The 26,348-nt window shown below is 48.3% G+C and carries 22 protein-coding genes; 8 read left to right on the top strand and 14 right to left on the bottom strand.

Annotation, left to right across the window (positions count from 1 at the left end; genetic code table 11):
* Positions 1-338: 338 nt before the first annotated feature.
* Both E2I14_RS09080 and E2I14_RS09075 read left to right on the top strand, forming a co-directional pair.
* Entirely contained in the window at positions 339-1,736 is a 1,398-nt protein-coding gene (locus tag E2I14_RS09080) for a porin (protein WP_133327651.1), read from the top strand.
* A gap of 240 nt (positions 1,737-1,976) precedes the next feature.
* Entirely contained in the window at positions 1,977-3,176 is a 1,200-nt protein-coding gene (locus tag E2I14_RS09075) for a porin (RefSeq protein WP_165967804.1), read from the top strand.
* Positions 3,177-3,244: 68 nt separating this feature from the next.
* Here the strand turns inward: E2I14_RS09075 and E2I14_RS09070 are convergent, their stop codons facing one another.
* Genes E2I14_RS09070 through E2I14_RS09050 form a run of 5 tightly spaced genes read right to left on the bottom strand, consistent with a single transcriptional unit; the run spans position 3,245 to position 11,218 of the window.
* Positions 3,245-4,657 carry a sensor histidine kinase gene (locus tag E2I14_RS09070; protein WP_133327647.1) on the bottom strand — a complete coding sequence of 471 codons (1,413 nt, stop codon included), beginning with the start codon at positions 4,655-4,657 and terminating at the stop codon, positions 3,245-3,247.
* Entirely contained in the window at positions 4,654-5,331 is a 678-nt protein-coding gene (locus tag E2I14_RS09065; RefSeq protein ID WP_133327645.1) for a response regulator transcription factor, read from the bottom strand. The genes E2I14_RS09070 and E2I14_RS09065 overlap by 4 nt, the downstream gene beginning before the upstream one ends.
* Positions 5,332-5,377: 46 nt before the next feature.
* Entirely contained in the window at positions 5,378-6,838 is a 1,461-nt protein-coding gene (locus E2I14_RS09060) for an efflux transporter outer membrane subunit (RefSeq protein ID WP_133327643.1), read from the bottom strand.
* Positions 6,835-8,013, bottom strand: a complete 1,179-nt coding sequence (locus E2I14_RS09055) for an efflux RND transporter periplasmic adaptor subunit (RefSeq protein ID WP_206105612.1) — start codon at positions 8,011-8,013, stop codon at positions 6,835-6,837. Before E2I14_RS09055 ends, E2I14_RS09060 begins: the two co-directional genes overlap by 4 nt.
* A complete protein-coding gene (locus tag E2I14_RS09050) occupies positions 8,000-11,218 on the bottom strand; it encodes an efflux RND transporter permease subunit (protein ID WP_133327641.1) in 3,219 nt (1,072 codons plus the stop codon). Before E2I14_RS09050 ends, E2I14_RS09055 begins: the two co-directional genes overlap by 14 nt.
* Positions 11,219-11,585: 367 nt before the next feature.
* Here E2I14_RS09050 and coq7 point away from each other — a divergent pair, with 367 nt between their 5' ends.
* Positions 11,586-12,212 carry a 2-polyprenyl-3-methyl-6-methoxy-1,4-benzoquinone monooxygenase gene (coq7, locus tag E2I14_RS09045; protein WP_133327639.1) on the top strand — a complete coding sequence of 209 codons (627 nt, stop codon included), beginning with the start codon at positions 11,586-11,588 and terminating at the stop codon, positions 12,210-12,212.
* Positions 12,213-12,247: 35 nt separating this feature from the next.
* On the opposite strand, the gene E2I14_RS09040 is transcribed toward coq7, so the two are convergent.
* From E2I14_RS09040 to recG, 5 genes are all read right to left on the bottom strand, one after another.
* Positions 12,248-12,928 (bottom strand): ZIP family metal transporter, encoded by a 681-nt coding sequence (locus tag E2I14_RS09040; RefSeq protein ID WP_406675702.1) that lies wholly within the window; start codon positions 12,926-12,928, stop codon positions 12,248-12,250.
* A gap of 191 nt (positions 12,929-13,119) precedes the next feature.
* Positions 13,120-14,004 (bottom strand): dienelactone hydrolase family protein, encoded by an 885-nt coding sequence (locus tag E2I14_RS09035; RefSeq protein ID WP_133327636.1) that lies wholly within the window; start codon positions 14,002-14,004, stop codon positions 13,120-13,122.
* Between the two features lie 184 nt (positions 14,005-14,188).
* Positions 14,189-14,509: a quaternary ammonium compound efflux SMR transporter SugE gene (gene sugE, locus E2I14_RS09030; protein ID WP_133327634.1), complete on the bottom strand. Its 321-nt coding sequence runs from the start codon at positions 14,507-14,509 to the stop codon at positions 14,189-14,191.
* A gap of 60 nt (positions 14,510-14,569) precedes the next feature.
* Positions 14,570-15,511, bottom strand: a complete 942-nt coding sequence (locus E2I14_RS09025; RefSeq protein ID WP_133327632.1) for a LysR substrate-binding domain-containing protein — start codon at positions 15,509-15,511, stop codon at positions 14,570-14,572.
* 524 nt (positions 15,512-16,035) lie between these two features.
* Positions 16,036-18,147 carry an ATP-dependent DNA helicase RecG gene (gene recG, locus E2I14_RS09020; RefSeq protein ID WP_133327630.1) on the bottom strand — a complete coding sequence of 704 codons (2,112 nt, stop codon included), beginning with the start codon at positions 18,145-18,147 and terminating at the stop codon, positions 16,036-16,038.
* A gap of 100 nt (positions 18,148-18,247) precedes the next feature.
* Here recG and queA point away from each other — a divergent pair, with 100 nt between their 5' ends.
* From queA to secF, 5 genes are all read left to right on the top strand, one after another.
* Positions 18,248-19,297 carry a tRNA preQ1(34) S-adenosylmethionine ribosyltransferase-isomerase QueA gene (gene queA / locus E2I14_RS09015; RefSeq protein ID WP_133327628.1) on the top strand — a complete coding sequence of 350 codons (1,050 nt, stop codon included), beginning with the start codon at positions 18,248-18,250 and terminating at the stop codon, positions 19,295-19,297.
* A gap of 11 nt (positions 19,298-19,308) precedes the next feature.
* The gene (gene tgt / locus E2I14_RS09010; protein WP_133327626.1) at positions 19,309-20,442 is read left to right on the top strand and encodes a tRNA guanosine(34) transglycosylase Tgt; all 1,134 of its coding nucleotides are present in this window, start codon (positions 19,309-19,311) and stop codon (positions 20,440-20,442) included.
* A 122-nt stretch (positions 20,443-20,564) separates the two neighbouring features.
* Positions 20,565-20,891, top strand: a complete 327-nt coding sequence (gene yajC / locus E2I14_RS09005; RefSeq protein ID WP_133327624.1) for a preprotein translocase subunit YajC — start codon at positions 20,565-20,567, stop codon at positions 20,889-20,891.
* A 127-nt stretch (positions 20,892-21,018) separates the two neighbouring features.
* Complete coding sequence (gene secD / locus E2I14_RS09000; protein WP_133327622.1) at positions 21,019-22,878, top strand: protein translocase subunit SecD; 1,860 nt, start codon at positions 21,019-21,021, stop codon at positions 22,876-22,878.
* 59 nt (positions 22,879-22,937) lie between these two features.
* Positions 22,938-23,879, top strand: coding sequence for a protein translocase subunit SecF (secF, locus tag E2I14_RS08995; protein ID WP_133327620.1), 942 nt, complete (start codon positions 22,938-22,940; stop codon positions 23,877-23,879).
* Positions 23,880-23,987: 108 nt separating this feature from the next.
* Here secF and E2I14_RS08990 read toward each other — a convergent pair whose 3' ends face one another.
* From E2I14_RS08990 to E2I14_RS08975, 4 genes are all read right to left on the bottom strand, one after another.
* Positions 23,988-24,413: a MarR family winged helix-turn-helix transcriptional regulator gene (locus E2I14_RS08990; RefSeq protein ID WP_133327618.1), complete on the bottom strand. Its 426-nt coding sequence runs from the start codon at positions 24,411-24,413 to the stop codon at positions 23,988-23,990.
* A gap of 51 nt (positions 24,414-24,464) precedes the next feature.
* Positions 24,465-25,031 carry a YceI family protein gene (locus E2I14_RS08985; RefSeq protein WP_133327616.1) on the bottom strand — a complete coding sequence of 189 codons (567 nt, stop codon included), beginning with the start codon at positions 25,029-25,031 and terminating at the stop codon, positions 24,465-24,467.
* A 123-nt stretch (positions 25,032-25,154) separates the two neighbouring features.
* Entirely contained in the window at positions 25,155-25,730 is a 576-nt protein-coding gene (locus E2I14_RS08980; protein WP_206105611.1) for a YceI family protein, read from the bottom strand.
* A 22-nt stretch (positions 25,731-25,752) separates the two neighbouring features.
* Positions 25,753-26,274: a cytochrome b gene (locus tag E2I14_RS08975; RefSeq protein ID WP_133327614.1), complete on the bottom strand. Its 522-nt coding sequence runs from the start codon at positions 26,272-26,274 to the stop codon at positions 25,753-25,755.
* Between the last annotated feature and the right edge of the window lie 74 nt (positions 26,275-26,348).

The raw sequence follows: 26,348 nt of genomic DNA, 5'->3' as shown, positions 1-26,348 counted from the left end.
GAGCTTGGTTATTATCGTTTTGTAATTAGTTTTATGCGTTTGGTGAGTATTGTTTTTCTGAAAAGTAATTGTTGTTTTGTTGCAACGCACATGTCATAGAGCTGTAATTATTCGTTATTATAGTGCAACCTTGTTAAAGCAAAGGCCGGATTGACCCTGTCACAAAGGGCGAAAACGGACAGTGAAGTTTTAATTTAGTCAGTTTTCCACGTTAATCATCGGTTGTAGTTTGCTCAGTTATTTACAACAATAAGCAAATCGTAATCGATACAAGTTGGTTACGCATTTGTAACATTAGTTTTCGGATTACCCACTCATCAAACCCAAAAGGACGAACAATGAACAAGAAAATCATCGGCGTTAGTATCGCAATGTTATTTGCTGCAAACGCATTTGCACAATCTACCAATGGTTCATCAGTAGAATTGTATGGCGTATTAGACGTTGCAATGGGAACTGTGAATCACTCATTGAGCGCTGATTCAAACTTCCCAGCAACTGTTAACCCAGTTAGCGCTACTAAATTAGCAGTGAACAATTCAGTAAGTGGCTTGTTCAACGGCGGTATCCAAGATTCACGTTTTGGTATTCGCGGTACTGAAGATTTAGGCGGTGGTTTGAAAGCTATCTTCACATTGGAATCCGGTATCAACCTCCCAACAGGTGGTTTGAACAATGCTGCTGCATCATTGGCAAACAACCGCAACTCAACTTCCGGCACAGTATCTGCTAACTCCTCATTGAACGGTCAATTATTCAACCGTCAAGCCTTTGTTGGTTTGCAAGACAGCTCATTAGGTAAGATCACTGTTGGTCGCAACAATTCAGCCTTCTATGACCTCGTTGTTACTTACGATCCAGTTCAATTGGCTCAGTTGTTCTCACCATTGGGCTTCTCTGGTACATACGGTGGTGGTTCTGGTATCTCCGAAAACACACGTCAAGATAACAGCATCAAGTACAGCAACACTTTTGGCGATTTCAACTTAGGTGCAATGTACAAATTTGGCGGCTTGTCTGCTAACCAAACTGCGGGTTCAGGCTACTCATTCACAGGCGGCTACAATGCTAACGGCTTTGGTATCCAAGCAGCTTATCAAGCGGCTACAGATACATTAAAAGGCGCTAACAGTGCAATCCAAGGTGATGTAAACGTAACTAACTACAACACTACAGGTTACATGGTTGCTGCTAAGTACGCATTCGGCGATGCAACAGTTAAAGCTGGCTACGAAAGCTACACATTAAAAGCACCATCGAACTCATTAGCATCTTTGGGCGTAACAAGCTACTACGGTTTCCCAATCGGTAACCCAGCAACTGCTGCGATCGCTGCAACTTTGACTACCAAAGCTGTTGCTGCAACTTCACCAGACTTCGGTGCTGCTGATCAGAAAACAAACATCATCTGGGTCGGTGGTGATTACAACTTCACTCCAGCATTTAACTTGGCTGTTGGTTTCTACGACATCAACCCAAAAGCATCTGCTGATTACACTGGTTTGACAGCTGGCGCACCAAACAAAGTAACTAACGCTACAACTGGCGTTGCTTACTCGACTCAAGCTGATGGCAATATCTATGCATATTCATTGTTAGCTGACTACCACTTCACTAAGCGTACAGACGTATATGCTGGTTTGATGTACACACAACTCAAAGGCGATAACTACTCGTCATTGGTGTACAACGCAAACAACTACATCTACGCTGTTGGTATGCGTACAAAGTTCTAATTTAATTAGAATGATGTAGTGCGATGCCGTAGCACTCGCTGCTGCGGTTGAAATTTAAAAGTCGCTCAATGGAAACATTGAGCGGCTTTTTTATTGCGAGTCATCGGATTTCCTAAATTCATTTTTCACATATCGAAGCGTGAAACAATTCGTTTTGTAAAAAAACGCGGACTGTTAACCTATTAAATCTGTCGCCTAGTCAACCATTTAACGACTCGGCCAAATCTAATGGGAAGAATAATGAATTTTAAAAAAAGCACTTTTGCACTCGCAATAATCTCGCTTAGTACAGCGGTTTCACACCTCGTTTTCGCACAAGAAATTTCTCAGAACAACGCGCCGCCAGTGGTAACAAATGCGGTCACAATTTACGGCGTTGTCGATCTGGGTACTCGCTATTCCGAAGGTTTGGGAATATCGGCGACATCGTCACCGTCGGCTACTAATGGCAGTACCTCGGGTTTGGCCAATGGGGTGGACCGCTCCGGTCGATTTGGTATTACAGGCGGCGAAGATTTAGGCGGCGGATATCAAGCCTTATTTACCTTGGAAGGCGATTTATACGCCAATACTGGTAGCGTAAATCCCAATCTTGGTGCGGGCAAAGATGCTTCAGCGACCACTGCCAATAAGTTGTTTGAGCGCCAGGCCACTATTGGATTGGTAACTCCGTTTGGTCGTGTTGTATTGGGACGCCAACAAAATGCGGCGCGCGATGTAATCGATGACATTGATGCCATTGGCGGTCGTTTTACTGCGTTCAATCCAAATTTGCAATTTACGTCACTCAACTCTGCGTCGTTAGTGAGTTCGGCTGCGACGTATTACGGTGTTGGCAATGCCGGAAATGATTCGATGCAGCGCCAAGATAACGCGATCAAATACATTAAAGATATAGGCCCAGTCACTGCAACGCTGGTTTATTCGTTTGGTGGCGTGAGCGGCTCAAGCGCAGCAGGTTCAAGCGAGCAGGGCGCATTGACTTACCACGATAATGGTTTGGTTTTGTCGGCGGCTTATCTCGATCTCAACAACATTAATGACACGTTGAAATTAACCGATTACACAGTCGGTGGTCGTTATACGTTGGGTGATTGGCAAATCGCTGGAAACTATAGCAGCAGCACTGCCGATCGCACGACGTCAACACAGATCAAAACTAATGTGGCGTCGATCGGTACCACCTACGCAGCCACCTCTGCCATTGATTTAACATTGGGTTATTACAATGTCGATCGTAGTTGGAGCGCGAATGCAAAACCCGAAGCCAACATCAAGCGAGTGATTGGTTTTGCGGAATATAAATTCTCTAAAAAGACCTTAGTGTTTTTGGAAGTCGACCACAATAAATGGGGCGGCGATCCAACTCAGTTCCAAGGCGCAGCAACTAATAAGGCTAGCACCACAGGTCTAACTTTGGGGATTGATTACAAGATTTAATTTCTGCTCTTTATGCATCCCAGAGCAGCTTTTAAGCCTCGATCTGGGATGTTGATTAGGCTCATTTTTCATCCGTTATTTTGGACTGAGTCGTTGGCGCAAGTAATTCTGACATGAGTTCCTACTGCGTTATCTTTAAATTCTAGGCCAAAGTTATGCAGTCGCAGAATCGCCGCGACGATACTTAAACCCAATCCAAAGCCTTCCTTTTGTTGATGGTTTTGGCTGGACATACTGCGGTGAAACCGCAGCAGGACTGTTGCGCGCTCCGCCGGGGGAATGCCGCAGCCGGTATCGGTAATATCGATCTGCACGACCCCGTTGGGTTCTGAAATAAGAATGTGGACTGATCCGCCAATATCGGTAAATTTGATTGCGTTATCGATCAGGTTACTCAGCGCCTCCAACAATAAATCTGGGTCAGCATAGATGGTGCGGCTGCAATTTCCCTCGAACGTCAATGCGACTTGTGCTTCCTCTGCTAATGGCTCAAACAGCTCAAGGATCTGAGTGAGGATTTCGGGCAAGTTAATTTGCTTGAATCCCGATTTGCGTTGGCGATTTTCGATTTCGGAGATGCGTAATAAGGCCCTAAACCGGCGCAACAAACTATCTGTTTCGGTGAGCGCACTATCTAATAATTGATGCTGAGCGTCGTTGCTGGGTAGTTGTTGTGCGCGATAAAGCGTTAAGCGCAGGCGGGTCAGCGGTGTGCGCAAATCGTGAGCTACTGTGTCAGTGACGCTTTTGACTTCGTTGAGTAGGCGTTCAATCTCTTCCAGCATTAGATTGACAATGCCGGACAACATATCGAGTTCATCTTGCCGGCTTGAGACAGGCATGCGTAAACTTAACTCACCTTGCATTATCTTTGTGCTGGTCGCGCGGATGGCATTAATGCGACGCAAAGGTCGAATGCTAAAGGCAAAGCCACTGAGCAGTCCGATAATTAATATGGCTGAACCGCTGCCGATTAAGGCCCGCAAAATAATGCCTTTAATTTCAGCTAGTTGCGTAAAATCGCGTCCAACAACCAAAATGCTGCCGTTCGATAATCGCTGAAATCTCGCGCGCGCTAAACCATCGATGCGTTGTGATTGATTTGAACTGGATAAGTACGGCGGAATGCCTAGATGCGGAAATTGGTGTATTGCTCCATCAATCGGAACATGTTCCGGCAAACTTTGCATATTGCCGGTGATGACGCTGCCGTCTGAACTAAAGAGCGCATATAAATTCGATTTGCGTAAATCGAATTGCAAAGCTTCGTGCACTTGTTGTTTGGCTTGTTCGGGTGTGAGATTTGTAAAGTTGCCCGACATCGTCATAATGCTGTCGTCAATGCGATGCACTAAATAACTCGATGTCTGCCAATAAATTAAACCCATCAAGGCGATATTGCCGATGGTGAAAACCAAGCCATACAAAATCGCCAGGCGGAAAATTGATATACGCCAATGATCGAGTAGCGTGGCTTTCATTGTTGACCAAGCAAATAGCCAGAGCCGCGCACGGTATGGATTAGTGCGGGAAGATTGGGTAGGTTAATTTTCTTGCGCAAGCGGGTCATATGGACTTCGATTAAATTGGTGTACGGATCGAAATGGTAATTCCAGACTGCTTCAAAAATCATCGAGCGGGTGAGTACTTGATTCGAATTACGCATCATATATTCTAATAGGCGAAATTCGGTCGTTTTCAATTCGATATATTCCGTGCCACGCAAAACGCTGCGCTCCATCAAATTCATCGTTAAATCGGCAACTTGTAAGGTAATGACTAATTGCGGCGTCTGACGCCGACGCAGCAAAACTTCTAGGCGCGCCGCCATTTCGTCAACTGCAAAAGGTTTGGTCAAATAATCATCTCCACCCGCGCGTAAGCCTCGGATGCGCTCATCGACATCGCTTAAGGCGCTAATCATCAGCACCGGTGTGTTGATGCCTTGTGCGCGTAGTTGACTCACTATGCTTAATCCATCGAGATTGGGCAGCATTCGATCAAGTGTGATTGCGTCAAACTTGCCGCTGCTGGCTTTGAGTAAGCCACTCTGGCCATCGTGTTCAATCTCGACCTCGTAACCATGCGCTTGCAGTTCCGATGCAATTTCCTCGGCTGTCACTGGATCGTCTTCGATGGTTAAAATTTTAAGCATAGTCGGTTCTGGTTGGCTAACTGCATGCGTAATCGAACACGCTAAATTATTTCTGTGCGAATGTCGAGTTGGGTGTAGTGGGAGCTTGATCCGCTTGCCAGCCACCACCTAAGGCGCGAATTAATTCAACACTGTAGCGCAATTGTTGTGTGTGTAAATCCAGTGCGTAGGTTTGCGCCGATAAAGCCGCCGCTTGCGCAGTCACTACGTCTAAATAATTAACCGCACCCTCACGATATCGGTTGAGCGATAAATTTAACGTCGTTTGTGCTGACTTGACCGCTGCGGCTTGCTCAATTTCACCCCGTTGCGCATAGTGCAGTTCCGATAAGGCGTCGTCAACTTGTTGGAAGGCCGTAAGCACGGTAGCGCGGTATTGCGCGCTGCTCGCCTCGAAAGCCGCTTTGGCGCGTGCTACATCGGCGTCACGTTTGCCAGCGTCAAATAGATTAAATACTACCGATGGACCGAGCGACCAAAAGCTATTTGGTGATGACAGTAATTCACCCTTGCCGGTATTTTGGTAACCCACCGCCGCACCGAGGGTAAAGTCAGGAAAATACGCGGCCCGCGCCACGCCAATTGTCGCGTTGGCGGCCGCAGTGCGTCGCTCTGCTGCGCTGATATCGGGTCGGCGCTGCAATAACGTTGAAGGAATGGCCGTTGGTATTTCTGGCACACTTAACTGCTCGCTTGCCACCGCTAATTGAAACTGCATTGCGGGTTCACCGATCAAGCTGGCGATAGCGTGTTCTAGGACAGCACGTTTTGAGGCGATATCGGCCAACTGTGCTTTGACGGAACTGAATTGCGTCTGGGCTCGGGCCACATCAAGTCCTGAGGCGACTCCGCCAGCATGGCGTCGCTGGGTTAACTCTAAGGCGCGTTGATACGCCGCTATCGTAGTATTGAGTAGCGTGATTTTGGCATCTGTGCCGCGCAAGTTGAGGTAGTAATCGGCCAGTTGAGCATGCAAACTAAGTCGTACAGTTTCAACGTCCGCGGCACTGGCTTGTGCTTCGGCTTGACCAGCTTGAACTAAATTTCGTACGCGCCCCCAGAAATCCAATTCATATCTCGCACCCAGTCCGATGGTGTTGGCTTTGTACACATTCGGTTGATTGGAGCCGCGCAGCGGACGGTTATCTGATTGGCGATTGTTGCTGGCATTCGCACCGCCATCGACGCTAGGAAAGAGCCCTGATTGCACTCCGTTAGCGAACGCGTTGGCTTGGTCGAAGCGCGCCAATGCAATTGCTAGCGTGGGACTGCTCTGATCTATTTTTGCTTGCAATGCGTCTAAAACAGGATCGTTATATACCTGCCACCATGCTTGGCGCGGAAGAGCATCTCCAGCTTGCGCGGGTTTCCAAAGGCTGTCCTGCCATTGATCGGCTTTGAGTGCAACTGCAGGTGCATGATAGGTAGGGGCTAAGGAGCAACCACCCAACAGCAGCGCAATGCTCAGGCCAAAAAGAGTCTTCGCACCGTTTGATTTGGTTGTCATTGTCTCTTTCCTCCGGTCGGTCCGCTGATTCGCACCAAGTCACCGTTTTCGATTGAATCCGGCGGATTGTCAATAATGCGGTCAGTCGGACTAATGCCGTTTGCGATCTCAACCACGGAACCTTGATCGTGGCTGATTTGGATGGGCCGGAGCGCAACATGATTGTCCGTCGTGAGCGTTGCAATCGATAGACCTTCTTTTCGAAATACCAATGCACTGGCGGGAATTTGTATCAGGCTAGCATCCACGGGCAATTTGAATTTCACATTGCCATATCCACCCGGCATGAGCTGCCCGAGCTTGTTATCGACTTCCAGCTCCACTAATACCGACCCTGAACTTTCATTGACCGCGCCGGAATTGGCACGTAAAGTCGCCTCGAATGTTTTACCCGGAAAGCTCGGAACGTCTAAATCGGCTTTCATGCCGACATTAAGTTTATGTGCATAGCTCTGGGGAACATTAACGTACAAGCGCAATTTGCGGTTGTCGGCCACGGTAAACAACTCATGCCCTGCATCGTGGCCAGCGTTAATCAATGCCCCGATATCGGTTTTGCGCGAGGTAATGATGCCGTCAAATGGAGCTGTAATTTGCTTAAATGATGCGAGTGCACGCAAGCGGTTGACGTCCGCTTGAGCGGCGACGACTAGCGCTTTTTTGGCTTCATTATCACCATTTTTTTCATCGGCTTCTTGTTTAGACACCGAGTCACTGGCTAGCAAATTTTTCCAACGATTGCTGGTAATTTCGGTGAGTCGCTGGTTGGCTAGGGCGGATTCGAGGTTGGCTTCAGATTGTTTTAGTTGTTGGTCCAATTCGGGTGTTTCGATCACGGCCAGCACTTGGCCCGCTTTGACCGGTGCTCCAATATCGGCCGACCAACTTTTTAAGTAGCCGTTAACCCGTGCGTACACTGTCGCAGAGTAGTAAGCCTGCAATGTGCCGGGTAAGACTAATTCAGGCGCTGCTTTGGATTGGCTGGGTTGAATGACTTTTACAATCGGGTTGGCCTGATCTTGCGCTGATTGCGCTAATCCCGCTTGTTCTTTGGAGCGCGAACCAATGCCCCAAACGACCACGCAAATGCCGACAATGAGTACCACCAACGCTTTCATTTTTAGATTTGGTGGCAATGGTTTGTGCAAAATTGCGTCGTTATCATGCGTGCTCACGAGTATCTCCAAGCGGTGAAGTAGGTGTGTAATTTCGATGAATTATGCTAAACAGGATAGGTACAAACAATAACGTGGCAATGGTGGCAGCCATGAGTCCGCCGATTACAGCGCGCCCCAACGGTGCATTTTGTTCGCCACCCTCACCTAGACCCAGCGCCATTGGTGCCATACCAATAATCATCGCTAACGCGGTCATTAGCACTGGTCTAAAACGGGTAAACCCAGCTTCCAGTGCAGCCTTTATCGGATCGCCCAAATGCTGCAAGCGCTCGCGGGCGAAGCTGATCACTAAAATACTATTGGCCGTGGCGACGCCCATACACATAATGGCGCCAGTTAAGGCTGGTACTGATAACGTCGTATGCGTGCTAAAGAGCATCCAAACAATGCCTGCCAACGCGGCCGGGAGTGCGCTAATAATGACGAATGGATCGCTCCACGATTGGAAGTTGACGACGATTAGCAAATAGATCAGCACAATCGCGGCCAACAATCCAAACAATAATCCGCTAAACGCCGTGTTCATTGTTTGTACCTGTCCACGTAAGGTGATGGTGGAACCCTTAGGACGGCTGGATTCGTTTTGCTTCAGTATCTTGGTGATATCCGTTGCCACACTGCCCAAATCGCGATGCTGTGGCGTAGCAAAAATATCGATCACTGGTTGCACTGCATAATGCGACACCACTGCTGGCGTAGCCGACCGTGTAATATCGGCCAACCCGCCTAGCACCTGCAAGCCTTTGACGTTATCGCCTACGATAGGAATATTTTTTAAATCCGATAAGGATTGAATGTTGTATTCAGGCGTTTGGGCGACGATAGGATAAGAAACGCCGTTGCGTTTATTGAGCCAAAAAGCCGGCGCAACCTGACCACTCCCCGCCATACTGACCACCAAACTATTTGTCACATCGCGCTCGGTAATGCCTGCTTGTTTAGCGCGACTGCGATCTACATCAACCTTTAATTGCGGATAATTATTCGCCTGCTGGATGCGCACGTCGGCAATACCAGAGATTGCCTTTATCTCACGTTCCAGTTTTTGTGCATACAGCATATTCTCCGCACCGTTTGGTCCCATCACCTGCACGTCAATAGGAGCGGGCGCGCCAAAGTTGAGAATCTGGCTGATGATGTCTGCCGGTAAAAATGAGAAAGTCGTCCCAGGAAATTGTTGCGCCAACGATTTGCGTAGCTCGGCCACGTATTCTGCCGTCGGATGATGATCTTCATTGAGCGCGATAAGAATATCACCGTCTTGCGGGCCGATCGTTCCAGTATTGTTATACACCTGATTAATACCACTCACGGTCAAACCCATATTATCGACTATTGTGCCTAGTTCATTACTTGGGATTTTGGTGCGAATGTGTTGCTCGACTTGATCAAATAGTTTGGCCGTTTCTTCAATTCGTGTGCCTATCTGTGCGCGCACATGCAATTTAATTTGACCAGAATCCACATCAGGGAAGAAGTCACGACCCAGCCACGGTACTAAAGCAAACGAGATCGCAACGATAGCTAAAAAGCCAGGAATGAATAACTTTTTGTTTTCCATTGCTAATACCAAGAATGAATAATAGGTATTGCGGACTTTAATAAATCGCTGCTCGAATCCTTGCTGAAAACGTACTAAGGGGTTGCTTGAATGCGAAGGGGTTTGATGATTTGGTTGCGCATTTTGTAGTAACTCTCCCGAAGGATGACCGCCAATACTGTGAACGCGCAAGATATATAGTGACATCGTCGGCACCAAGGTTCGGGATAAAACGAACGAAGCAATCATGGCAAAAATAACGGCTTCGGCCATTGGCACAAACAAATAATGCGCGACCCCGTTTAAGAAGAACATCGGGATAAACACAATACAAATGCACAGTAATGAAACAAATGCGGGCCCGACGATTTGGTGCGCTCCGTCCATGATCGCCGTGTGCACATCTTTGCCCTGTTCTAAGTGCCAATTAATATTTTCAATCGTCACCGTCGCATCATCGACCAGAATGCCGACCGCTAACGCTAGACCACCCAAGGTCATAATATTAAGCGTTTCGCCCACTGCGTATAAGCCAATGATGGACGACAAAATTGCTAGCGGAATTGAGGCGGTGATAATCAAAGTTGAACGCCAGCTCCCTAAAAATAACAGGATCATTAAGCTGGTTAATAAGGCCGCAATGACTGCTTCGCGTGCTACGCCACCAACTGCTGCTTTAACGAAGATAGATTGATCGCCGATGGCATCGAGATGAATCGATTTAGGCAGTGTTTCAGTAATTTTCGGCAGCAAATTTTTAACGTTGTTGACAATGTCGAGTGTGGACGCAGCACCGCTTTTTAAAATAGTCATCAAAACTGCGCGGCTGCCATTAACCCTCACAATATTCGTCTGGGGAGGGTTGCCATCGCGCACGCTTGCTACGTCGCGCAGATAAATTAACGTGCCGTCCACGTACTTAATCGGCAGTTCACTTAATTTTTCGAACGCATCAGGGCTGTTATTGAGCTTGACGCTGTATTCAAATTTGCCAATTTTTTGCGTACCGACTGGAATGATTTGATTCTGCGCAGTGATGGCATTTTCAATGTCTTCGGCAGTTAAGTTTTTGGCCTGCATCGCCTGTTGATTGAGATCGATTTGAATTTGTCTAACCTTGCCGCCGTACGGTGACGGAACCGCCGTTCCGGGGACAGTCGCTAATTGCGGTCGGATAAAGTTTTGGCCGAAGTCGAATAGTTTTTGTTCAGTTTCTTCTATGCTGGATAGCGCCAATTGCAGAATCGGCACAGTGGACGCGTTGTAATTCAAGATCAGCGGCGGCGTAATCCCCGGCGGCATTTGTTTTAACACGGTCTGGGAAATTGATGTCACTTGCGCCGTGGCCGTGCGGATATCGACGTTGGGCTGAAAGAAAATTTTAACAATGCCGTATCCTGCAAGTGATTGCGATTCGATATGTTCGATATCATTAACGGTCGAACTGAGCTGGCGCTCGTAGTAATACAGTACTCGACCCGACATATCCTCCGGTGGTAAACCGGTGTATGTCCAGACTACGCTGATGACGGGGATTTTGATGTCAGGGAAAATATCGGTCGGCGAGCGCAACGCCGCCAGCGGACCAAAAATCAAAATGAGTAATGCCAAGACAATAAAGGTGTACGGACGTTTCAGTGCAACACGGACAATCCAAAGCATGGGTGCCTCAAAGTGAAGTTTTTTGGGGAATTCGATGCCCCAAAAGTTTCCACAGGGCATATTTGTGATGGCCGAATTATAGGAGCCCGTGCTTATTGCAAACATTAAATGTTTTTAATGTTGAGGTAACAGATATGCCATCAGACATAACTTAACGCTGAGGGAGTTGGTATTGGGTTGTTATTCCGACAAAGTTTAATTCTTCGATTGCGGTATGTCCCCAAAACTGTCGCGCTGCCGTGGTTGCGTGTACCCAAATTCCTGTCGCAGAGCAAAGTAAAACTCACTAAAATACGCGACAATGTGGCCTCACCAAAGTATCTGTTTTCCGCGCTTTTGCGCATTGTTAAACGCCTAGGACTATTTCGTGAATAAATTAGACGCCTTCATCACCGCATTCGATAAAACTTTACGTGTTGTCGCGGGTGTTGCCGCACAAAGCCGAGCTAATCCTTCGGCCAAAATCGTGGAAGCCACGTTAACGGATAAAGAGCGTCAGCATAGCGCTGGCTTGATGCGGGTGAATCACGTTGGTGAAGTCTGCGCGCAAGCGCTGTATCAATCGCAGGGATTGTTTTCTAAGGATCCGGCAGTGCAACAGCAATTTGTTGAAGCAGGGCGCGAAGAAGAAGACCACTTAGCATGGACCGCGCATCGATTGGGTGAGCTTGGCTCGCACATTAGTCTGTTAAATCCGCTTTGGTATGCCGGAGCCTTTGCTTGCGGCATGATCGCGGCTAAAGTCGGCGACAAACCAAGTCTAGGTTTTGTAGTGGAAACCGAGCGCCAAGTCGAAGCCCATTTGACTAGTCATTTGGCCGAGTTGCCCTTGCAAGACACCAAATCGCGCGCGATTGTCGTGCAAATGCGCGACGATGAAATCGCGCATGGCGCGGCGGCACAGCAATTGGGCGCAACGGAATTGCCCGAACCAGTCAAAAAAATCATGACGGGCATGGCAAAGGTGATGACCTCGGTGGCGTATTACGTTTGATCGATGATTGATCGAGTGACCAAGCGATTAAGCGCTCAATGCGTGTGTTGACCGGTCAGATACACCACAATCAACACACCCAAGCCAATCAAAATAATTTGCGGAATGGTTTCTTTTAATGTGGCGCGACGCTGCATTTGCGGCATCAAATCACTAACGGCAATATAGATGAATCCGGATGAAGCAATCACCAGCACGTAGGGAATCAAATTGCTGGCGCTCTCCAGCGTGTAGTAGCCCAGCACACCGCCAACGACTGCCATCAAGCTCGACAATAAGTTATACATATACGCGCGGCGGCGGGTAAATCCAGCATTTAATAAAACGATGAAATCACCGATTTCCTGTGGAATTTCGTGCGCAATAATCGCCAAGCCAGTCACGATGCCGAGCTGCGGATTGGCCAAAAAAGCGGCCGCAATCAAAATGCCATCGGTAAAGTTGTGCATGCCATCACCGACCAAAATCATCCAACCCGATTTGCCCGCCTGATGCGCGTCATGCCCGTGTGCGTGATGATGTCCGTCGTCTTCGTGATGATGTGAATGGCGCAGAATCGCAAATTTCTCCAGCAGAAAAAATCCCAATAGGCTTCCAAGCAATAACGCGAATAAAGCGTGGGTATCGGCTTTGGATTCAAACGCTTCGGGCAGCGCATGCAAGAAACAGGTGGACAACATAATCCCGACCGACAGGCTGACCATGCGTTCCACCATTTTGGACAGCATCGAGAACGAAAAAATAGCAGCCGCCGTAATGCTGATGACACCGGCAATCGCTGTGGTGAACAGAATGGAAATTAAAGTGGAGTGAATTTTGAGCCTCGGCAGGAAGAGTTACGGTGCAAGCGACTCATTATAAAACAGAGTGCCACTGCTAACGCGAATTAACAGTGGCGATCAAGGTGTTATTCCAGACCGTGACTATGCAGCCAATCGATGGCGCGCTTCCAGCTATCTTTGGCGTCGTCAGGTGCGTACGTGAGGCGATAATCAGCATAAAAACCGCTGCCGGATTTGGGATACATCACGATTTCTGAATGGCTCGATCCCAGTGCCAAAGCATCTTTCATTTGAGTAACGGTAGTTGCTGGGATGGCGCTATCTTTGCCCGCGTAAAATCCCAGAATCGGCGCGACCAAGGTTGGCGCGATATTGATTGGATTTTGTGGATTGATTGCGGCTGACGTCGAATCGGTCACTAAGCGTCCATACCAAGCCAAGCCTGTTTTGATCTCGGCATTGTGTGCGGCATACAACCACGCGTGACGCCCGCCCCAACCGAAACCAGCCACGGCGATTTTGTTCGCATCACCGCCATTGCGTTTGGCCCAGGCCGCGCATGCATCCAAATCGCCAAATACTTGCGCATCGGATACTTTCGAGGCGACTTCTTTCATAATCTGCGCGACACTGTCGTAGTTAGCCGGATCGCCTTGGCGCGAAAATAAGTCGGGCGCCACAGCCAAATAACCTTGTTTGGCAAAACGGCGAGCGATGTCTTCGATGTGTTCTGTTAGTCCGAATACGTCAGAGATCACGATCACAACTGGCAGATTTCCCTTATCTTTGGGCTGCGCCATATAGACTGGCACTGGCTGACCAGCGATGTCCAAGGTGAATTCACCGTCTTTTAAACCATCGGTGTCCGTGTGGATGACTGTCTTAGCAGCAGCCGGAAATACCGAAATCGCTAGCCCTGCGGCGATGGTATATCGCAAAAAATCGCGTCGTTCCATTACCTGCGTTGTGTCGCTCGCCAAATGATGTTGTTTTGAATTCTGATTCTGCATATTGGATGGGCCCCCTATTTTTATATGTTGGATGGAAAAACTTGAAAATCCAGCACGTATTATTGCCATAAATCATTATTTTTTACATGACTTTTCTCAACTATTTATGCTTCAAGTTGTTGAGTGTGGACAAAATACAAAAAATAGCGGCGCGGTCTAGCAGGCGACGGACCGTCGAGCGAGTTTAGGTAGGCGAGAGAATCTTTAACCCAGCGATCCCAGCGATGATGAGTCCCACGCAAATCAGGCGGGCGGGCGTGGCCGGTTCGTTAAATAAGACGATGCCCAGAATGACGGTGCCAACCGCGCCAATCCCGGTCCATACCGCGTAGGCCGTGCCGATTGGCAGAGTTTTCATGGCGTACGACAAGAGCCAAATACTGATTGCCATCGCCACAACGGTCAGAATTGAGGGAACTGGACGGGTGAAGTTGTGCGAATATTTAAGACCAATGGCCCAGCCAATTTCCATTAGGCCAGCCATCAATAAGACAAACCACACCATATACATCCTCTGTAAAAAATGAGGGGTTGGAAAAAAGCGCCTGGATTTAGTTCGGACAGATCAGGAAATGACAGCGTCTGGCAACATCGTCACACCCGGCACATCGCATTGCAGGATGACTTGTTGGAGCTTGTTGATGGCTGCTTGGCGGGTAAAACTTTTACGCCAAACCAGTGCGACTTGGCGCATGGGAATCGGTGCTTCAAACGGCACATGGCGCAACATGCCATCGGAACTTACGGCGTTGGGTGCGGAGGCTTTCGGCAGAACGGTAATGCCGATTCCGGAAGCCACCATGTGCCGAATAGTCTCCAACGATGAACCTTCAAAGGTGCGAGCGATTCCATCATCGGAAGTCGCAAAGCGCGCCATCTCAGGGCAAACTTCTAGCACTTGATCGCGGAAGCAATGACCGTTACCGAGCAGCAACATGGTTTCTGACTTTAATTCGTTCGAATTAATGCTTTCACGTTTGCCCCACGGATGTTGGTTGGAAACGGCAACCACAAACGGCTCGTCATACACCGGCAAAGTCATAAAGCCACTCTCGGGCAAAGGTAGCGCAACGATGGCGGCATCCAATTCGCCTTGGCGTAATAATTCTAATAATTTAGTGGTGAAGTTTTCTTGCAAAACCAAGGGCATTTGCGGCGCGTGTTCGATCATGCCTTTGACCAAAGTCGGCAGCAAATACGGGCCGATGGTGTAGATCACGCCGAGTCGGAAAATCCCCGCCAGCGGATCATTATTTTGCTTGGCGATTTCTTTAATCGCGGCGGTCTGTTCCAGCACATGTTCGGCTTGCGCCACGATTTGCGCTCCGATGGGCGTGGTGGTGATCTCTGAGCCACCGCGTTCAAACAGGATCACGCCTAATTCGTCCTCTAATTTTTTGATCGCGACCGATAAAGTTGGCTGCGCCACGAAGCACGCTTCCGCAGCATGACCAAAATGACGGTGACGGGCGACGGCGACGATGTATTTAAGTTCGGTGAGTGTCATAAACGTTTCATATGTTGGCCGTAGAATTGTGGCGCAGTCGTGCTTGAGTTATTCAATTATTCTTATTGTTAATTAGGGCGACTTCAGTTTGTGCCTTGCAATCTTTGGTTTTATTTCAGCTCGGGCGTTGATTTGCCAAGGGCAATCTTACGAATATTGATACCACCGTCACATTGCTGTTGAAGGTGGGGCAAATCTTGTGGTTGCCTTGCTTGCAACAATATCTAGATTCTCCAATACTTCTTTGCAATCAAACTAATACCACTCAGTTTAGTGAGATTGCTGTTCGTGCGCCACGGAAATTATGCAAAGTTAGCGAAATTTAACCAATAGCGCAGTATTTTACTCTTGAACATACCGGGGCATTATTTGCCATTAAGTGCTGGCAAATCATTGATGCTATTAGTCGGACAGGCATACTGCACTTGGTCGAGCTAGATGGGCGGTTCTTACGTCGGAGCAAAGTCGGAATTAGTAGGCAATCGGAGGGAGTATGGGGCAAAGCGCAAGTTAAGATGGGGAAGTTAAACCCGCAAATATTCTTCCTTGTTATGCATCCAGCGCAATAAATGCGCTTCCACCATGGCGGCGGAATCGGGCAGTTGATTCTTCAATAAACGTTGCGCCACGTCGCGTGCCTGTTCGACCATCCATTGATCCGTTTCCAAGTCAGCAAAACGTAGCATCGCTTGCCCGGCTTGGCGCGCGCCTAAAAATTCACCTGGGCCACGAATCTCTAGATCTTTGCGAGCAATCTCAAATCCATCGGTGGTGGCGCGCATGGTCATTAAACGTTGCTTGGCAACTAGGCCCAGCGGCCCTTGATACATCAATAAACACACCGAAGCAGCGCTGCCTCGCCCGACTCGACCGCGTAATTGATGCAGTTGCGATAAGCCAAAACGCTCGGCATGTTCGATTACCATTAGCGACGCATTAGGCACGTCCACGCCCACTTCAATCACTGTGGTGGCGACTAATAATTGCATGCGTCCGGCAATAAATTCCGCCATCACTTCTTGCTTTTCAGCCGGTTTCATTCGCCCATGCACCAAGCCAATCTGCAGATGCGGTAGCGCCATTTGTAGCATCGCGCAGGTGTCGGTCGCCGTTTGCAATTGCAATGTTTCGGATTCTTCGATCAAGGGACAAACCCAGTAAATCTGACGTCCTTCTGCCGCTGCTGCACCAACGCGCTCTATCACTTCGCTGCGGCGCTCCTGATCAATCACGCGGGTCGCGATAGGACTGCGACCGGGCGGCAATTCATCAATCACTGAAATTTCTAAATCGGCGTAATAAGTCATCGCCAAGGTGCGCGGAATCGGCGTGGCGGACATCATTAATTGGTGTGGAATAAATTTATCCGCGCTGGCTTCATCGTGGCCTTTATTGCGCAAAGTCAGACGCTGATCGACCCCAAAACGATGTTGCTCATCGACGATGACTAAACCGAGTTTGGCAAATTTAACGTCTTCTTGAATCAGCGCGTGGGTGCCGATAATCAGTTGCGCGGTCCCTGCTTCGATCTTTTCGCGCGCAGCTTGCTTTTCTTTCTTTTTCAAGCTGCCAGTCAGCCACACCACCGAGATGCCCAGCGGCTCCAGCCATGCGGCAATCTTGCGAAAATGTTGGTCCGCCAAAATCTCAGTCGGTGCCATTAAGGCTGCCTGGTATCCATTGTCCAACGCTTGCGCGGCGGCTAACGCAGCGACGATTGTTTTGCCGCAACCCACATCCCCTTGTAACAAGCGCTGCATTGGATGCGGGGCGCATAAATCGCTGCGAATCTCGCTTAATACCCGTTGTTGCGCGCCGGTTAATGCGAACGGCAGCGACATTAAAAACGCGTTAGAGATTTCACCCACGAGGCTAAAGCTAGGCGCCGATTTGCTGCGGCGCGCCGCTTGTGCGCGTTGTAGGGATAATTGCTGGGCTAGTAGCTCGTCGAATTTCATGCGCTGCCAAGCGGGATGCGAGCGGTCTTCTAAACTGGATTCGTCCACATCGGCGGGTGGTGTGTGCAGTAGTTTGACCGCCTCGGCAAATTCGCATAATTGCAGTTCTGCGCGCAAGGCGGGAGTGAGCGTGTCTTGCCAATTGATTTTGCCCATTGCACTGCGAATTTCGCGTCGCAATCCTGCTTGTGAAACACCAACGCCTGATGGATAAACTGGTGTGAGTTGGGTCGGCAAGGGGGTGTTTTCATTGACGACTTTGTAGTCGGGATGCACCATCTCTGAGCCAAAAAATCCGTGCCTCACTTCGCCGCGTGCGCGCACTCGGGTGCCTATCGCTAATTGGGTCACTTGACTGCCGTAAAAATTCAAAAAGCGCAGTACCATTTGCGCATCGTCGTCCGCAATGGTTACGACTAACTGGCGGCGTGGGCGGTATTGCACATCGCACGCCGTAACTAAACCTTCGACCTGACGCATTTGTCCGCCTTGCATCGCTGCTTGCTTCATCGGCGTGATTTCGGTCTCGTCCACATAGCGCATCGGCAAATGCAGCACCAAATCCATATCGCTGCGCAGGCCGAGTTTAGCTAAGCTAGCCGCCAGTTTACTGGCCGTGCTGGAAGGCGCTTTCTCCTTGCTGGGCTTGGTTGGGCTAGTTTTGTTGGCGGTGGGCATATCGGAGTTAAGCGAGAAAGCGTAAAATGGCGGGTTCGCCGACGCGATAAATTAGCATATTACTGTGTTTTTATACAGCAAATTCCGTAAATAAATAATTATGTCTCCAACTAGCTACTCCTTATCCGATTTCAACTTTGATCTGCCGCCCGAGCTGATCGCCCAAACGCCGCTGCCTGAGCGCAGCGCGTCGCGTTTATTGCAAGTCGATGGAGCGCAGTTGCACGATAGGCATTTTTCGGATTTGGTCGATCAATTGCACGCCGGTGATGTGCTGGTGTTTAACGATACCCGCGTGTTGAAAGCGCGTTTTTTTGGCGTAAAAAATACCGGCGGCAAAGTCGAGGTATTGGTTGAACGTGTCTTGTTTAATGATCCCGATCAACGCAGCGTGTTGGCCCAAATCCGAGCATCCAAATCACCTGCTCAAGGCAGCACGATCCGATTGGCCGATGCCTTCGAGGTAGAAGTCGGTGAGCGCCAAGGCGAATTTTACGTGCTCAATTTCCCCAGCGATGTATTCGATTTGTTAGAACAATTCGGCAGTTTGCCGCTGCCGCCGTATATCGAACATAGCGCCGACGAGTTCGATGAAAATCGCTATCAAACCGTTTATTCCAAAGTCCCGGGCGCCGTCGCTGCACCAACGGCGGGTTTGCATTTTGACGAAGCGATTTTAGAAAAATGCCGCGCCAAAGGGATTCAATTTGCGTACGTGACGTTACATGTCGGTGCTGGCACATTCCAGCCAGTGCGCCACGAAGATTTAAGTCAGCACGATATGCACAGCGAGTGGTACAACATGCCAGAAGCCACGGTTGCGGCAATTCAAACCGCACGTGCTAATGGCCGCGATGTCATTGCCGTCGGCACCACCAGTTTGCGCGCATTAGAATCGGCCTCCCAAAGCGGTCAACTCCTCGCGGGCAATGCCGATACCCGTTTGTTCATCACGCCCGGTTATCAATTTAAAACCGTGACGCGTTTGGTGACCAACTTCCATTTGCCAAAATCGACCTTGCTGATGCTGGTATCTGCCTTCGCTGGCTACAACCACATCCGCGCGGCTTACCAACATGCGATTGCGCAGCGTTATCGTTTTTTTAGTTATGGTGATGCGATGCTGTTGACGAACAAATTTTACGAATAAAGAAAATCTCCATGCTCGATTTCAAACTAATCAAAAAAGACCCCAACAGCGCCGCGCGTCGCGGTCAAGTCACGGTCAATCATGGCGTCATCCAAACGCCGATTTTTATGCCAGTCGGTACTTACGGCTCGGTCAAAGCGATGTCGCCGCTGGAACTGAAAGAAATCGAAGCGCAAATTATTCTGGGGAATACCTTTCACCTTTGGTTACGTCCGGGTTTGGATGTGGTCAATAAATTTGGTGGCCTGCACAAATTCATGGGCTGGGACCAACCGATTTTGACCGATTCCGGCGGCTTCCAAGTGTATTCGCTGGGCGCGATGCGTAAGATTACGGAAGAGGGCGTGAAATTTGCCTCGCCGATTAATGGTGAACGTTTATTCTTATCGCCCGAAATCTCGATGCAAATTCAGCGCGTGCTCAATTCCGACATCGTCATGCAGTTCGACGAATGTACGCCGTATGAAATCGACGGACGCCCAGCCACGACAGAAGAGGCTGCCAAATCGATGCGCATGTCGTTGCGCTGGGCCAAGCGCTCGATGGATGAATTTAATCAAGGTGAAAATCCCAACGCTTTATTCGGCATCGTGCAGGGCGGTATGTTTGAGCATTTGCGCGATGAATCCTTGGCGGGTTTGGAAGAATTGAATTTCCACGGCGTTGCCATTGGCGGCTTGTCGGTCGGTGAGCCCAAGGAAGATATGCTGCGCGTGTTGCAACATGTTGGCCCGCGTTTGCCCGCGAATAAACCGCATTATTTGATGGGTGTTGGTACGCCAGAAGATTTAGTCGCCGGTGTGCAAAACGGGATTGATATGTTTGACTGCGTGATGCCAACGCGGAATGCGCGCAACGGTTGGTTGTTCACCCGTTTTGGTGACGTCAAAATTAAAAATGCGCGTTACAAAGAAGACACCGCGCCGCTGGATGAAACCTGTTCCTGCTACGCCTGCAAAAACTTTTCGCGCGCTTATTTGCATCATTTACATCGCACCGGTGAAATCCTCGGTGCGCGCTTAAATACGATACATAATTTGCACTACTACTTGGAATTAATGCAAGAAATGCGCGATGCGTTGGATGCCGACCGTTTTTCAACATTTGTTGTGCAATTTCATGCAGATAGAGCGCGTGGCGTTTGAGCTCAATGCTAGAATAGCCAACTTTATTTAGTTATTCCCCAAAACACGCTTTAAAACTAGTAAATGGGCACCATTTGACGTGCTTGCGTTCAATTTTGTCCATTAAATCAACTGAGGAAAATATGTTTATATCCAATGCTTATGCTCAAACTGCCGGTGCGACTGGTTTAGAAGGCAATTTGATGAGTTTCTTGCCTATCATCATGATGTTTGTTGTGTTGTATTTTTTGATGATTCGTCCACAGATGAAACGTCAAAAAGAGCAAAAAGCCATGATGGATGCGTTAGCAAAAAATGACGAAGTCATTACCGTGGGCGGAATTCTAGGCCGCGTCACTAAAGTGACCGACGCTTATGTGACGATCGAAGTTTCTGAAGGCACCGATGTGGTGATTCAAAAAAGCGCAGTCACGATGCTGCTGCCAAAAGGCACGATTAAGACGATCTAAGCAACTAGCCAGAGCGGGGATTTCCCCGCTTTATTTGTTTTTAGCGACGTGCTTTTTAGTTTAAATTTTTATATCGTGTCGACTTTCTGTAGTTTTTATTTTCTAACTTAGTTGAAATTTTCTTCCTATGAATCGTTATCCAGCCTGGAAATACGTACTTATCGTCATCGCTTTATTGTTCGGCGCACTCTACACCGTGCCCAACTTTTATAGCCCATCGCCAGCTTTGCAAGTCAACAGCGCCAAATCTACTGTCAAAGTCGATTCCAGCATGCAAGCGCGGGTGGAAGATGCGTTAAAAAGTGCCAACCTATCCAACACCGGTGTTTTCTTCGGCGTGAATGGCACGCAAGGCAGCGTCAAGATGCGCTTTGCTGACACTGACACGCAATTTAAGGCCAAAGAAGCGTTAGAAAAAGCCTTAAACCCCGATCAAACCGATCCATCCTACAGCGTGACGTTTAACTCGATGTCGAGCGCACCAGCTTGGTTGCAAGCGATTCATGCGTCACCGATGTTCTTGGGTTTGGACTTGCGTGGTGGTGTGCATTTCTTGATGCAAGTTGATACCAACGGCGTGTTGAATAAGCGTTTGCAAGGTATGCAAGCCAGTTTGCGCACTAGCTTGCGCGATAAAGATATTCGTCATTCCGGTATTGATCGCAACGCGGAACAAATCACAATTAAATTTACAGATGCTGATACCCGCACTAAAGCAAAAAATCTGATTCTCGACCAACAGCGCGATGTCGATGTAGTTGAGTCTGGTACCGGTTCGGATTTGTTGTTGACGCTGTCGTTAAAACCAGCGGCCTTACAACAAGCTAAGGCGGACAGCGTTAAGCAAAATATTTCGACCTTGTCCAAGCGTATTAATGAACTTGGAACCCAAGAGCCAATTATTCAGCAACAAGGTTCAGATCGCATCGTCGTTGAGTTACCAGGCGTAGTGGACGTGGCGCGTGCGAAAGACATCATTGGCCGCACGGCGACCTTAGAAGTGCGCATGAAAGACGAATCGATTTTGGATGGCACCGATGCTACCGCGACTGTTCCATACGGTTCGGAATTATTCAAAGTCGGTCGCGGTGCGCCAGTGATTTTGTACAAAGAACCAGTTTTGACGGGCGATTATATTTCCGGCGCATCGGCAAGTTTCGACCAACATCAACAACCTTCCGTCAGTATCGATTTGAACGGCGACGGTGGCCGTAAGATGCGTGAAGCGACACGCGGCAAAATCGGTAAAAAAATGGCCATCGTTTTGTTTGAGAAAAACAAAGGCGAAGTGTTAACCGTGGCAACTATCCAAGCAGAATTGGGTTCGTCATTCCAAATCACCGGCATGGGTTCGACCGAAGCCGCTAGCGACTTAGCCTTGCTGTTACGCGCTGGTGCTTTGGCTGCGCCGATGAACATTATTGAAGAGCGCGTGATCGGCCCGCAGTTGGGTGCCGAAAACATTAAGCAAGGTTTTGATTCTACCTTGTACGGTTTCATCGCGATTTCGATTTTCATGGTGGTCTACTACATGTTGTTCGGTGCCTTCAGCGTCTTGGCCTTGTCGTTCAACTTGTTACTCTTGGTGGCTTCCTTGTCCTTGCTGCAAACCGCGTTGACCTTGCCGGGGATGGCGGCGATTGCCTTGGCCTTGGGTATGGCGATTGACTCAAACGTGTTGATTAATGAACGTATTCGCGAAGAACTGCGCGCTGGTAATTCTCCGCAAGCAGCGATTTCGGCTGGTTTTGATCGTGCTTGGGCGACGATTTTGGATTCGAACGTAACCACCTTTATCGTTGGTTTGGCTCTGCTGGCATTCGGCTCTGGTGCGATTCGCGGTTTTGCGGTGGTGCACTGTTTAGGTATTTTGACTTCGCTGTTCTCGTCGGTGTTTGTGTCGCGTGGCGTGGTGAATCTTTGGTATGGACGTAAGCGTAAATTGACCACGTTGGCTATCGGTCAAATTTGGAAACCGTCGAATTAATTTAACCCCAAGGTTTTAGTGTGCGTTCGCAACCTTACGTCAGATAGTTAGGATTTATTATGGAATTATTCCGCTTCAAAAAAGATATTCCCTTCATGCGCCATGCGCTGATATTCAACGCCATTTCTGCAATTACGTTTGTGGCAGCGGTGTTTTTTATTCTGCATCGCGGCTTGAATTTGTCGATTGAATTCACCGGCGGCACGATTATGGAAGTGTCGTACTCGCAAGCCGCTAAGGTGGAAGAGATTAAGCAGAGTTTGGAAGAAATCGGTTTCCACGATGCCGGCGTGGCTGTGTTTGGTCGCGCGCAAGACGTGTTGATCCGTTTGCCAGTGCCCAAGGCCGGTCAAACCGCTGCGCAACAAACCGATACCGTTTTGGCGGCTTTGCAAAAGCACGACACCAGTGTGGCCAAACAGCGGGTTGAAATCGTTGGTCCGCAAGTTGGTGAAGAATTATTCACCAATGGTTTGTATGCGCTGATGATGGTGGTCGCCGGTGTGATGATTTACTTAGCGGTGCGCTTCGAATGGAAATACGCGGTCGCGGCAATCATCGCGAACTTGCATGACGTGGTGATTATTATTGGTTTCTTCGCCTTCTTCCAATGGGAATTTAGCTTATCCGTTTTAGCGGCGGTGTTGGCGGTGCTGGGATATTCGGTCAATGAATCGGTGGTTATTTTTGACCGGATTCGTGAGAACTTCCGCAAGCAGCGCAAAACATCGGTGACCGAAGTGATTGACAACGCGATCACCAGCACCATTTCACGTACCATCATCACCCACGGTTCTACTCAGATGATGGTGTTGTCGATGTACTTCTTTGGTGGCGCAACGTTGCACGGTTTCTCGATGGCGTTGACGATTGGTATTTGCTTCGGTATTTATTCTTCCGTGTTCGTGGCTGCTGCGATTGCGATGTGGTTGGGTGTGAAGCGTGAAGATTTGATTAAGCCAATTAAACCGAAAGATGAAACGGATGGAGCGGTAGTTTAAGTTTTCGTCTTCGTTTTAGAATGTAAAAAAGCCAGCGAACTGATTGCTGGCTTTTTTATTGGTTAACTACTTTTTACTCGGCCGCGTTACGCTAATTTGGCAGCAAAACTAGTCGCTAATGGCTTCTCGTAACCGAATCAATTGTTCTTCAAGCGCCGCAAAATCGTCTTTGGTGAAGCCTTTAAAGCGCGCTTTCATGTTTTGTATAACATACGGAAAAGCTTCTTCAAACAGCTTCTCGCCTTTCTTGGTCAGGCGGATGTAGTGCAGGCGGCGGTCCTCTTTGCACTGGACGCGCTCGATCAGATGTTTGCTTTGCAGCCGATCTAATACGCCAGTCAGCGTGCCTTTGGTGATTAAGGTTTTTTCACCGAGTTCTTTACAGCTAAAACCTTGGGTGTTGCCGAGTGTGGCGATGATGTCGAACTGGGCTTGGGTCAGGTCAAACTGCCGGATATAAGGATCCGACAGTTTTTCAAATTGCTGCACACATTCAACCAGCAGGCGAATACTGCGTAGATAACGTTCACTCATGTTGGTTGATTGTGTGAGTAATAAAGGTATTCAACAATTAATCGGCAAATATTAGTTGGCCAATACTGCTTCAACTTGGATTGCCAATTTGATGACTGGATCAAACGGTGGTGAGTAAGTATTCATACCGAAGTCAGTGCGTTTGAATGAGGCTGATACATCCGCGCCGCATACTTCGCGTTTCATCATTGGATGAATAATGCATTTGAATTTATTGATGGTCAATTCAACGGGTTTAGTCACGCCTAATAATGTCAAATTGCCTTGTACAGCTACTGGCTTGTCGCCATCGAATTTGAAGCTAGTGGATTTGTAAGTCGCTGTTGGGAATTTAGCGACGTTGAAGAAATCTGGGCTTTGCAGATGTTCGTTCAGTTTTGCAAATCCAGTGTCGATCGAGCTGGCATCGATAGTGATATCCAAAGTACCAGTTTTAGCTGCTTTGTCTAAAGTAACAGTGCCGCTAGTTTTGTTGAATTTACCGCGCCAAACCGAGATTCCCATGTGGTCAGTTTCAAAGCTTGGGAAAGTGTGGCTTGGGTCGATGTTATAGCTTTGTGCGAAGACCGACGGAGCGGCTGCAACTAAGGCAATGGCTAAAAGTTTTGCTAATTTCATTGGAAAGATCCTTTGAGAAAGTGAAAGTTAAATAAAACAACCTGTTAGGGATTGGTGCTGCGTGCTGCTTAAATTACGGCGTTACTGCGTTACTGCGTTACCACGTTGCTGGATTACTGCGAATTACGGTGCGGCTACTACGTGAAATTTAATCATGACATCATCGGCCACCATGCTGGTGTCTTTCCAATCACCTTCGCCGATATTAAAGGTTAAGCGTTTGATCGGTAATGAACCGTCAAACACTTGGTTATTACCTTCTTTTTTGATGCTAACTGGGAAGCTGACGTCGGTAGTTTTACCTTTGATGGTTAATTTACCGGTTGCGGTTAATGTGCCATTCGCCGCTGGTTTGATGCTACTGGAGACGAAATTGGCTTTTGGGAATTGCGCGGCGTTAAACCATTCTTTTTTCGTTACTTCTTTATTGTATTCAGGGTCGCCTAAATCAAAACTAGTGATGTCAATCTCAACGCTGGCTTTCGCGGCTTCAGGTGCCGCTGGGTTGTAATCAATTGCGGCATTAAATTTGGTGAACTTGGCGCTCACCGGGACATTCATTTGCTTGAATGTAATGACGACGTTGCTGGCTTTACTGTCGAACTTTAAGGCGGCAAATGCCAAGCTGGAAACAGTCAGCGAAACTGCGGCAAGTGCCATCCAACCTGAGTGTTTTTTGAGGCTTTTTAAAAATGACATGATGAATTCCGTTCTCGTTAAATTAGGGAAAAATCCGCTTGAAGATGTTATCACGGTCGATAAACTGGTGTTTCAATGCTGCTGAAACGTGCAAACAGAAACTTGCTAATAAGGTCATGTTAAGCACGTAATGTATTTCCTTTAATAGCGGTTTTAGTTCTGGATTAGGGTCCATTACTACCGGAAGTTCAAACAAGCCTAAGTAAATCACTGGTATACCGGCCGCCATGCTGTACAGATAGCCGGAGACGGGAATGGCAAATATGAGCACATACAGCAAACCATGCAATCCAGACGCGGCCTTTTCTTGCCATGCGGGCATCGGCGGATTTGGCGGCGGTTGGTGCGTTAAGCGCCACAGCAGCCGAATACAACTCAACCCCAACACGGTTACTCCTATCCATTTATGCCAAGAGAAGTATTTCAACTTGGTCGGCGTAATCCCATGAATATCCACCATCGTGACGCCCAGCCAGAAGGCGCTAATAATGAGCAGGGCGGTAAGCCAGTGCAGCAACATCGCGGTTTTGGTGTATTTGGTCATAATATTAATTTAGTGATAATTAGTACTAATGAGAACTAATCATAGCAAAAAAAATTCACCTGTGCAAAATAAGT

The sequence above is a fragment of the Sapientia aquatica genome (genome assembly GCF_004358105.1).
GTDB lineage: Bacteria > Pseudomonadota > Gammaproteobacteria > Burkholderiales > Burkholderiaceae_D > Solimicrobium > Solimicrobium aquaticum.
This window is presented reverse-complemented; position numbering and strand designations above follow the sequence as displayed.

What these genes read in the sequence shown, in the direction of transcription:
- E2I14_RS09065 (WP_133327645.1), bottom strand. Translation starts at nt 5,331, where the DNA reads ATGCTTAAAATTTTAACCATCGAAGACGATCCAGTGACAGCCGAGGAA.
- E2I14_RS08985 (WP_133327616.1), bottom strand. Translation starts at nt 25,031, where the DNA reads ATGAAATTAGCAAAACTTTTAGCCATTGCCTTAGTTGCAGCCGCTCCG.
- E2I14_RS09080 (WP_133327651.1), top strand. Translation starts at nt 339, where the DNA reads ATGAACAAGAAAATCATCGGCGTTAGTATCGCAATGTTATTTGCTGCA.
- sugE (WP_133327634.1), bottom strand. Translation starts at nt 14,509, where the DNA reads ATGGTGTGGTTTGTCTTATTGATGGCTGGCCTAATGGAAATTGGCTGG.
- recG (WP_133327630.1), bottom strand. Translation starts at nt 18,147, where the DNA reads ATGCCCACCGCCAACAAAACTAGCCCAACCAAGCCCAGCAAGGAGAAA.
- E2I14_RS08990 (WP_133327618.1), bottom strand. Translation starts at nt 24,413, where the DNA reads ATGAGTGAACGTTATCTACGCAGTATTCGCCTGCTGGTTGAATGTGTG.
- E2I14_RS09035 (WP_133327636.1), bottom strand. Translation starts at nt 14,004, where the DNA reads ATGCAGAATCAGAATTCAAAACAACATCATTTGGCGAGCGACACAACG.
- E2I14_RS09050 (WP_133327641.1), bottom strand. Translation starts at nt 11,218, where the DNA reads ATGCTTTGGATTGTCCGTGTTGCACTGAAACGTCCGTACACCTTTATT.
- E2I14_RS09040 (WP_406675702.1), bottom strand. Translation starts at nt 12,928, where the DNA reads ATGGTGGAACGCATGGTCAGCCTGTCGGTCGGGATTATGTTGTCCACC.
- E2I14_RS09075 (WP_165967804.1), top strand. Translation starts at nt 1,977, where the DNA reads ATGAATTTTAAAAAAAGCACTTTTGCACTCGCAATAATCTCGCTTAGT.
- secD (WP_133327622.1), top strand. Translation starts at nt 21,019, where the DNA reads ATGAATCGTTATCCAGCCTGGAAATACGTACTTATCGTCATCGCTTTA.
- E2I14_RS09070 (WP_133327647.1), bottom strand. Translation starts at nt 4,657, where the DNA reads ATGAAAGCCACGCTACTCGATCATTGGCGTATATCAATTTTCCGCCTG.
- queA (WP_133327628.1), top strand. Translation starts at nt 18,248, where the DNA reads ATGTCTCCAACTAGCTACTCCTTATCCGATTTCAACTTTGATCTGCCG.
- secF (WP_133327620.1), top strand. Translation starts at nt 22,938, where the DNA reads ATGGAATTATTCCGCTTCAAAAAAGATATTCCCTTCATGCGCCATGCG.
- tgt (WP_133327626.1), top strand. Translation starts at nt 19,309, where the DNA reads ATGCTCGATTTCAAACTAATCAAAAAAGACCCCAACAGCGCCGCGCGT.
- E2I14_RS09060 (WP_133327643.1), bottom strand. Translation starts at nt 6,838, where the DNA reads ATGACAACCAAATCAAACGGTGCGAAGACTCTTTTTGGCCTGAGCATT.
- E2I14_RS08975 (WP_133327614.1), bottom strand. Translation starts at nt 26,274, where the DNA reads ATGACCAAATACACCAAAACCGCGATGTTGCTGCACTGGCTTACCGCC.
- E2I14_RS09025 (WP_133327632.1), bottom strand. Translation starts at nt 15,511, where the DNA reads ATGACACTCACCGAACTTAAATACATCGTCGCCGTCGCCCGTCACCGT.
- E2I14_RS08980 (WP_206105611.1), bottom strand. Translation starts at nt 25,730, where the DNA reads ATGTCATTTTTAAAAAGCCTCAAAAAACACTCAGGTTGGATGGCACTT.
- yajC (WP_133327624.1), top strand. Translation starts at nt 20,565, where the DNA reads ATGTTTATATCCAATGCTTATGCTCAAACTGCCGGTGCGACTGGTTTA.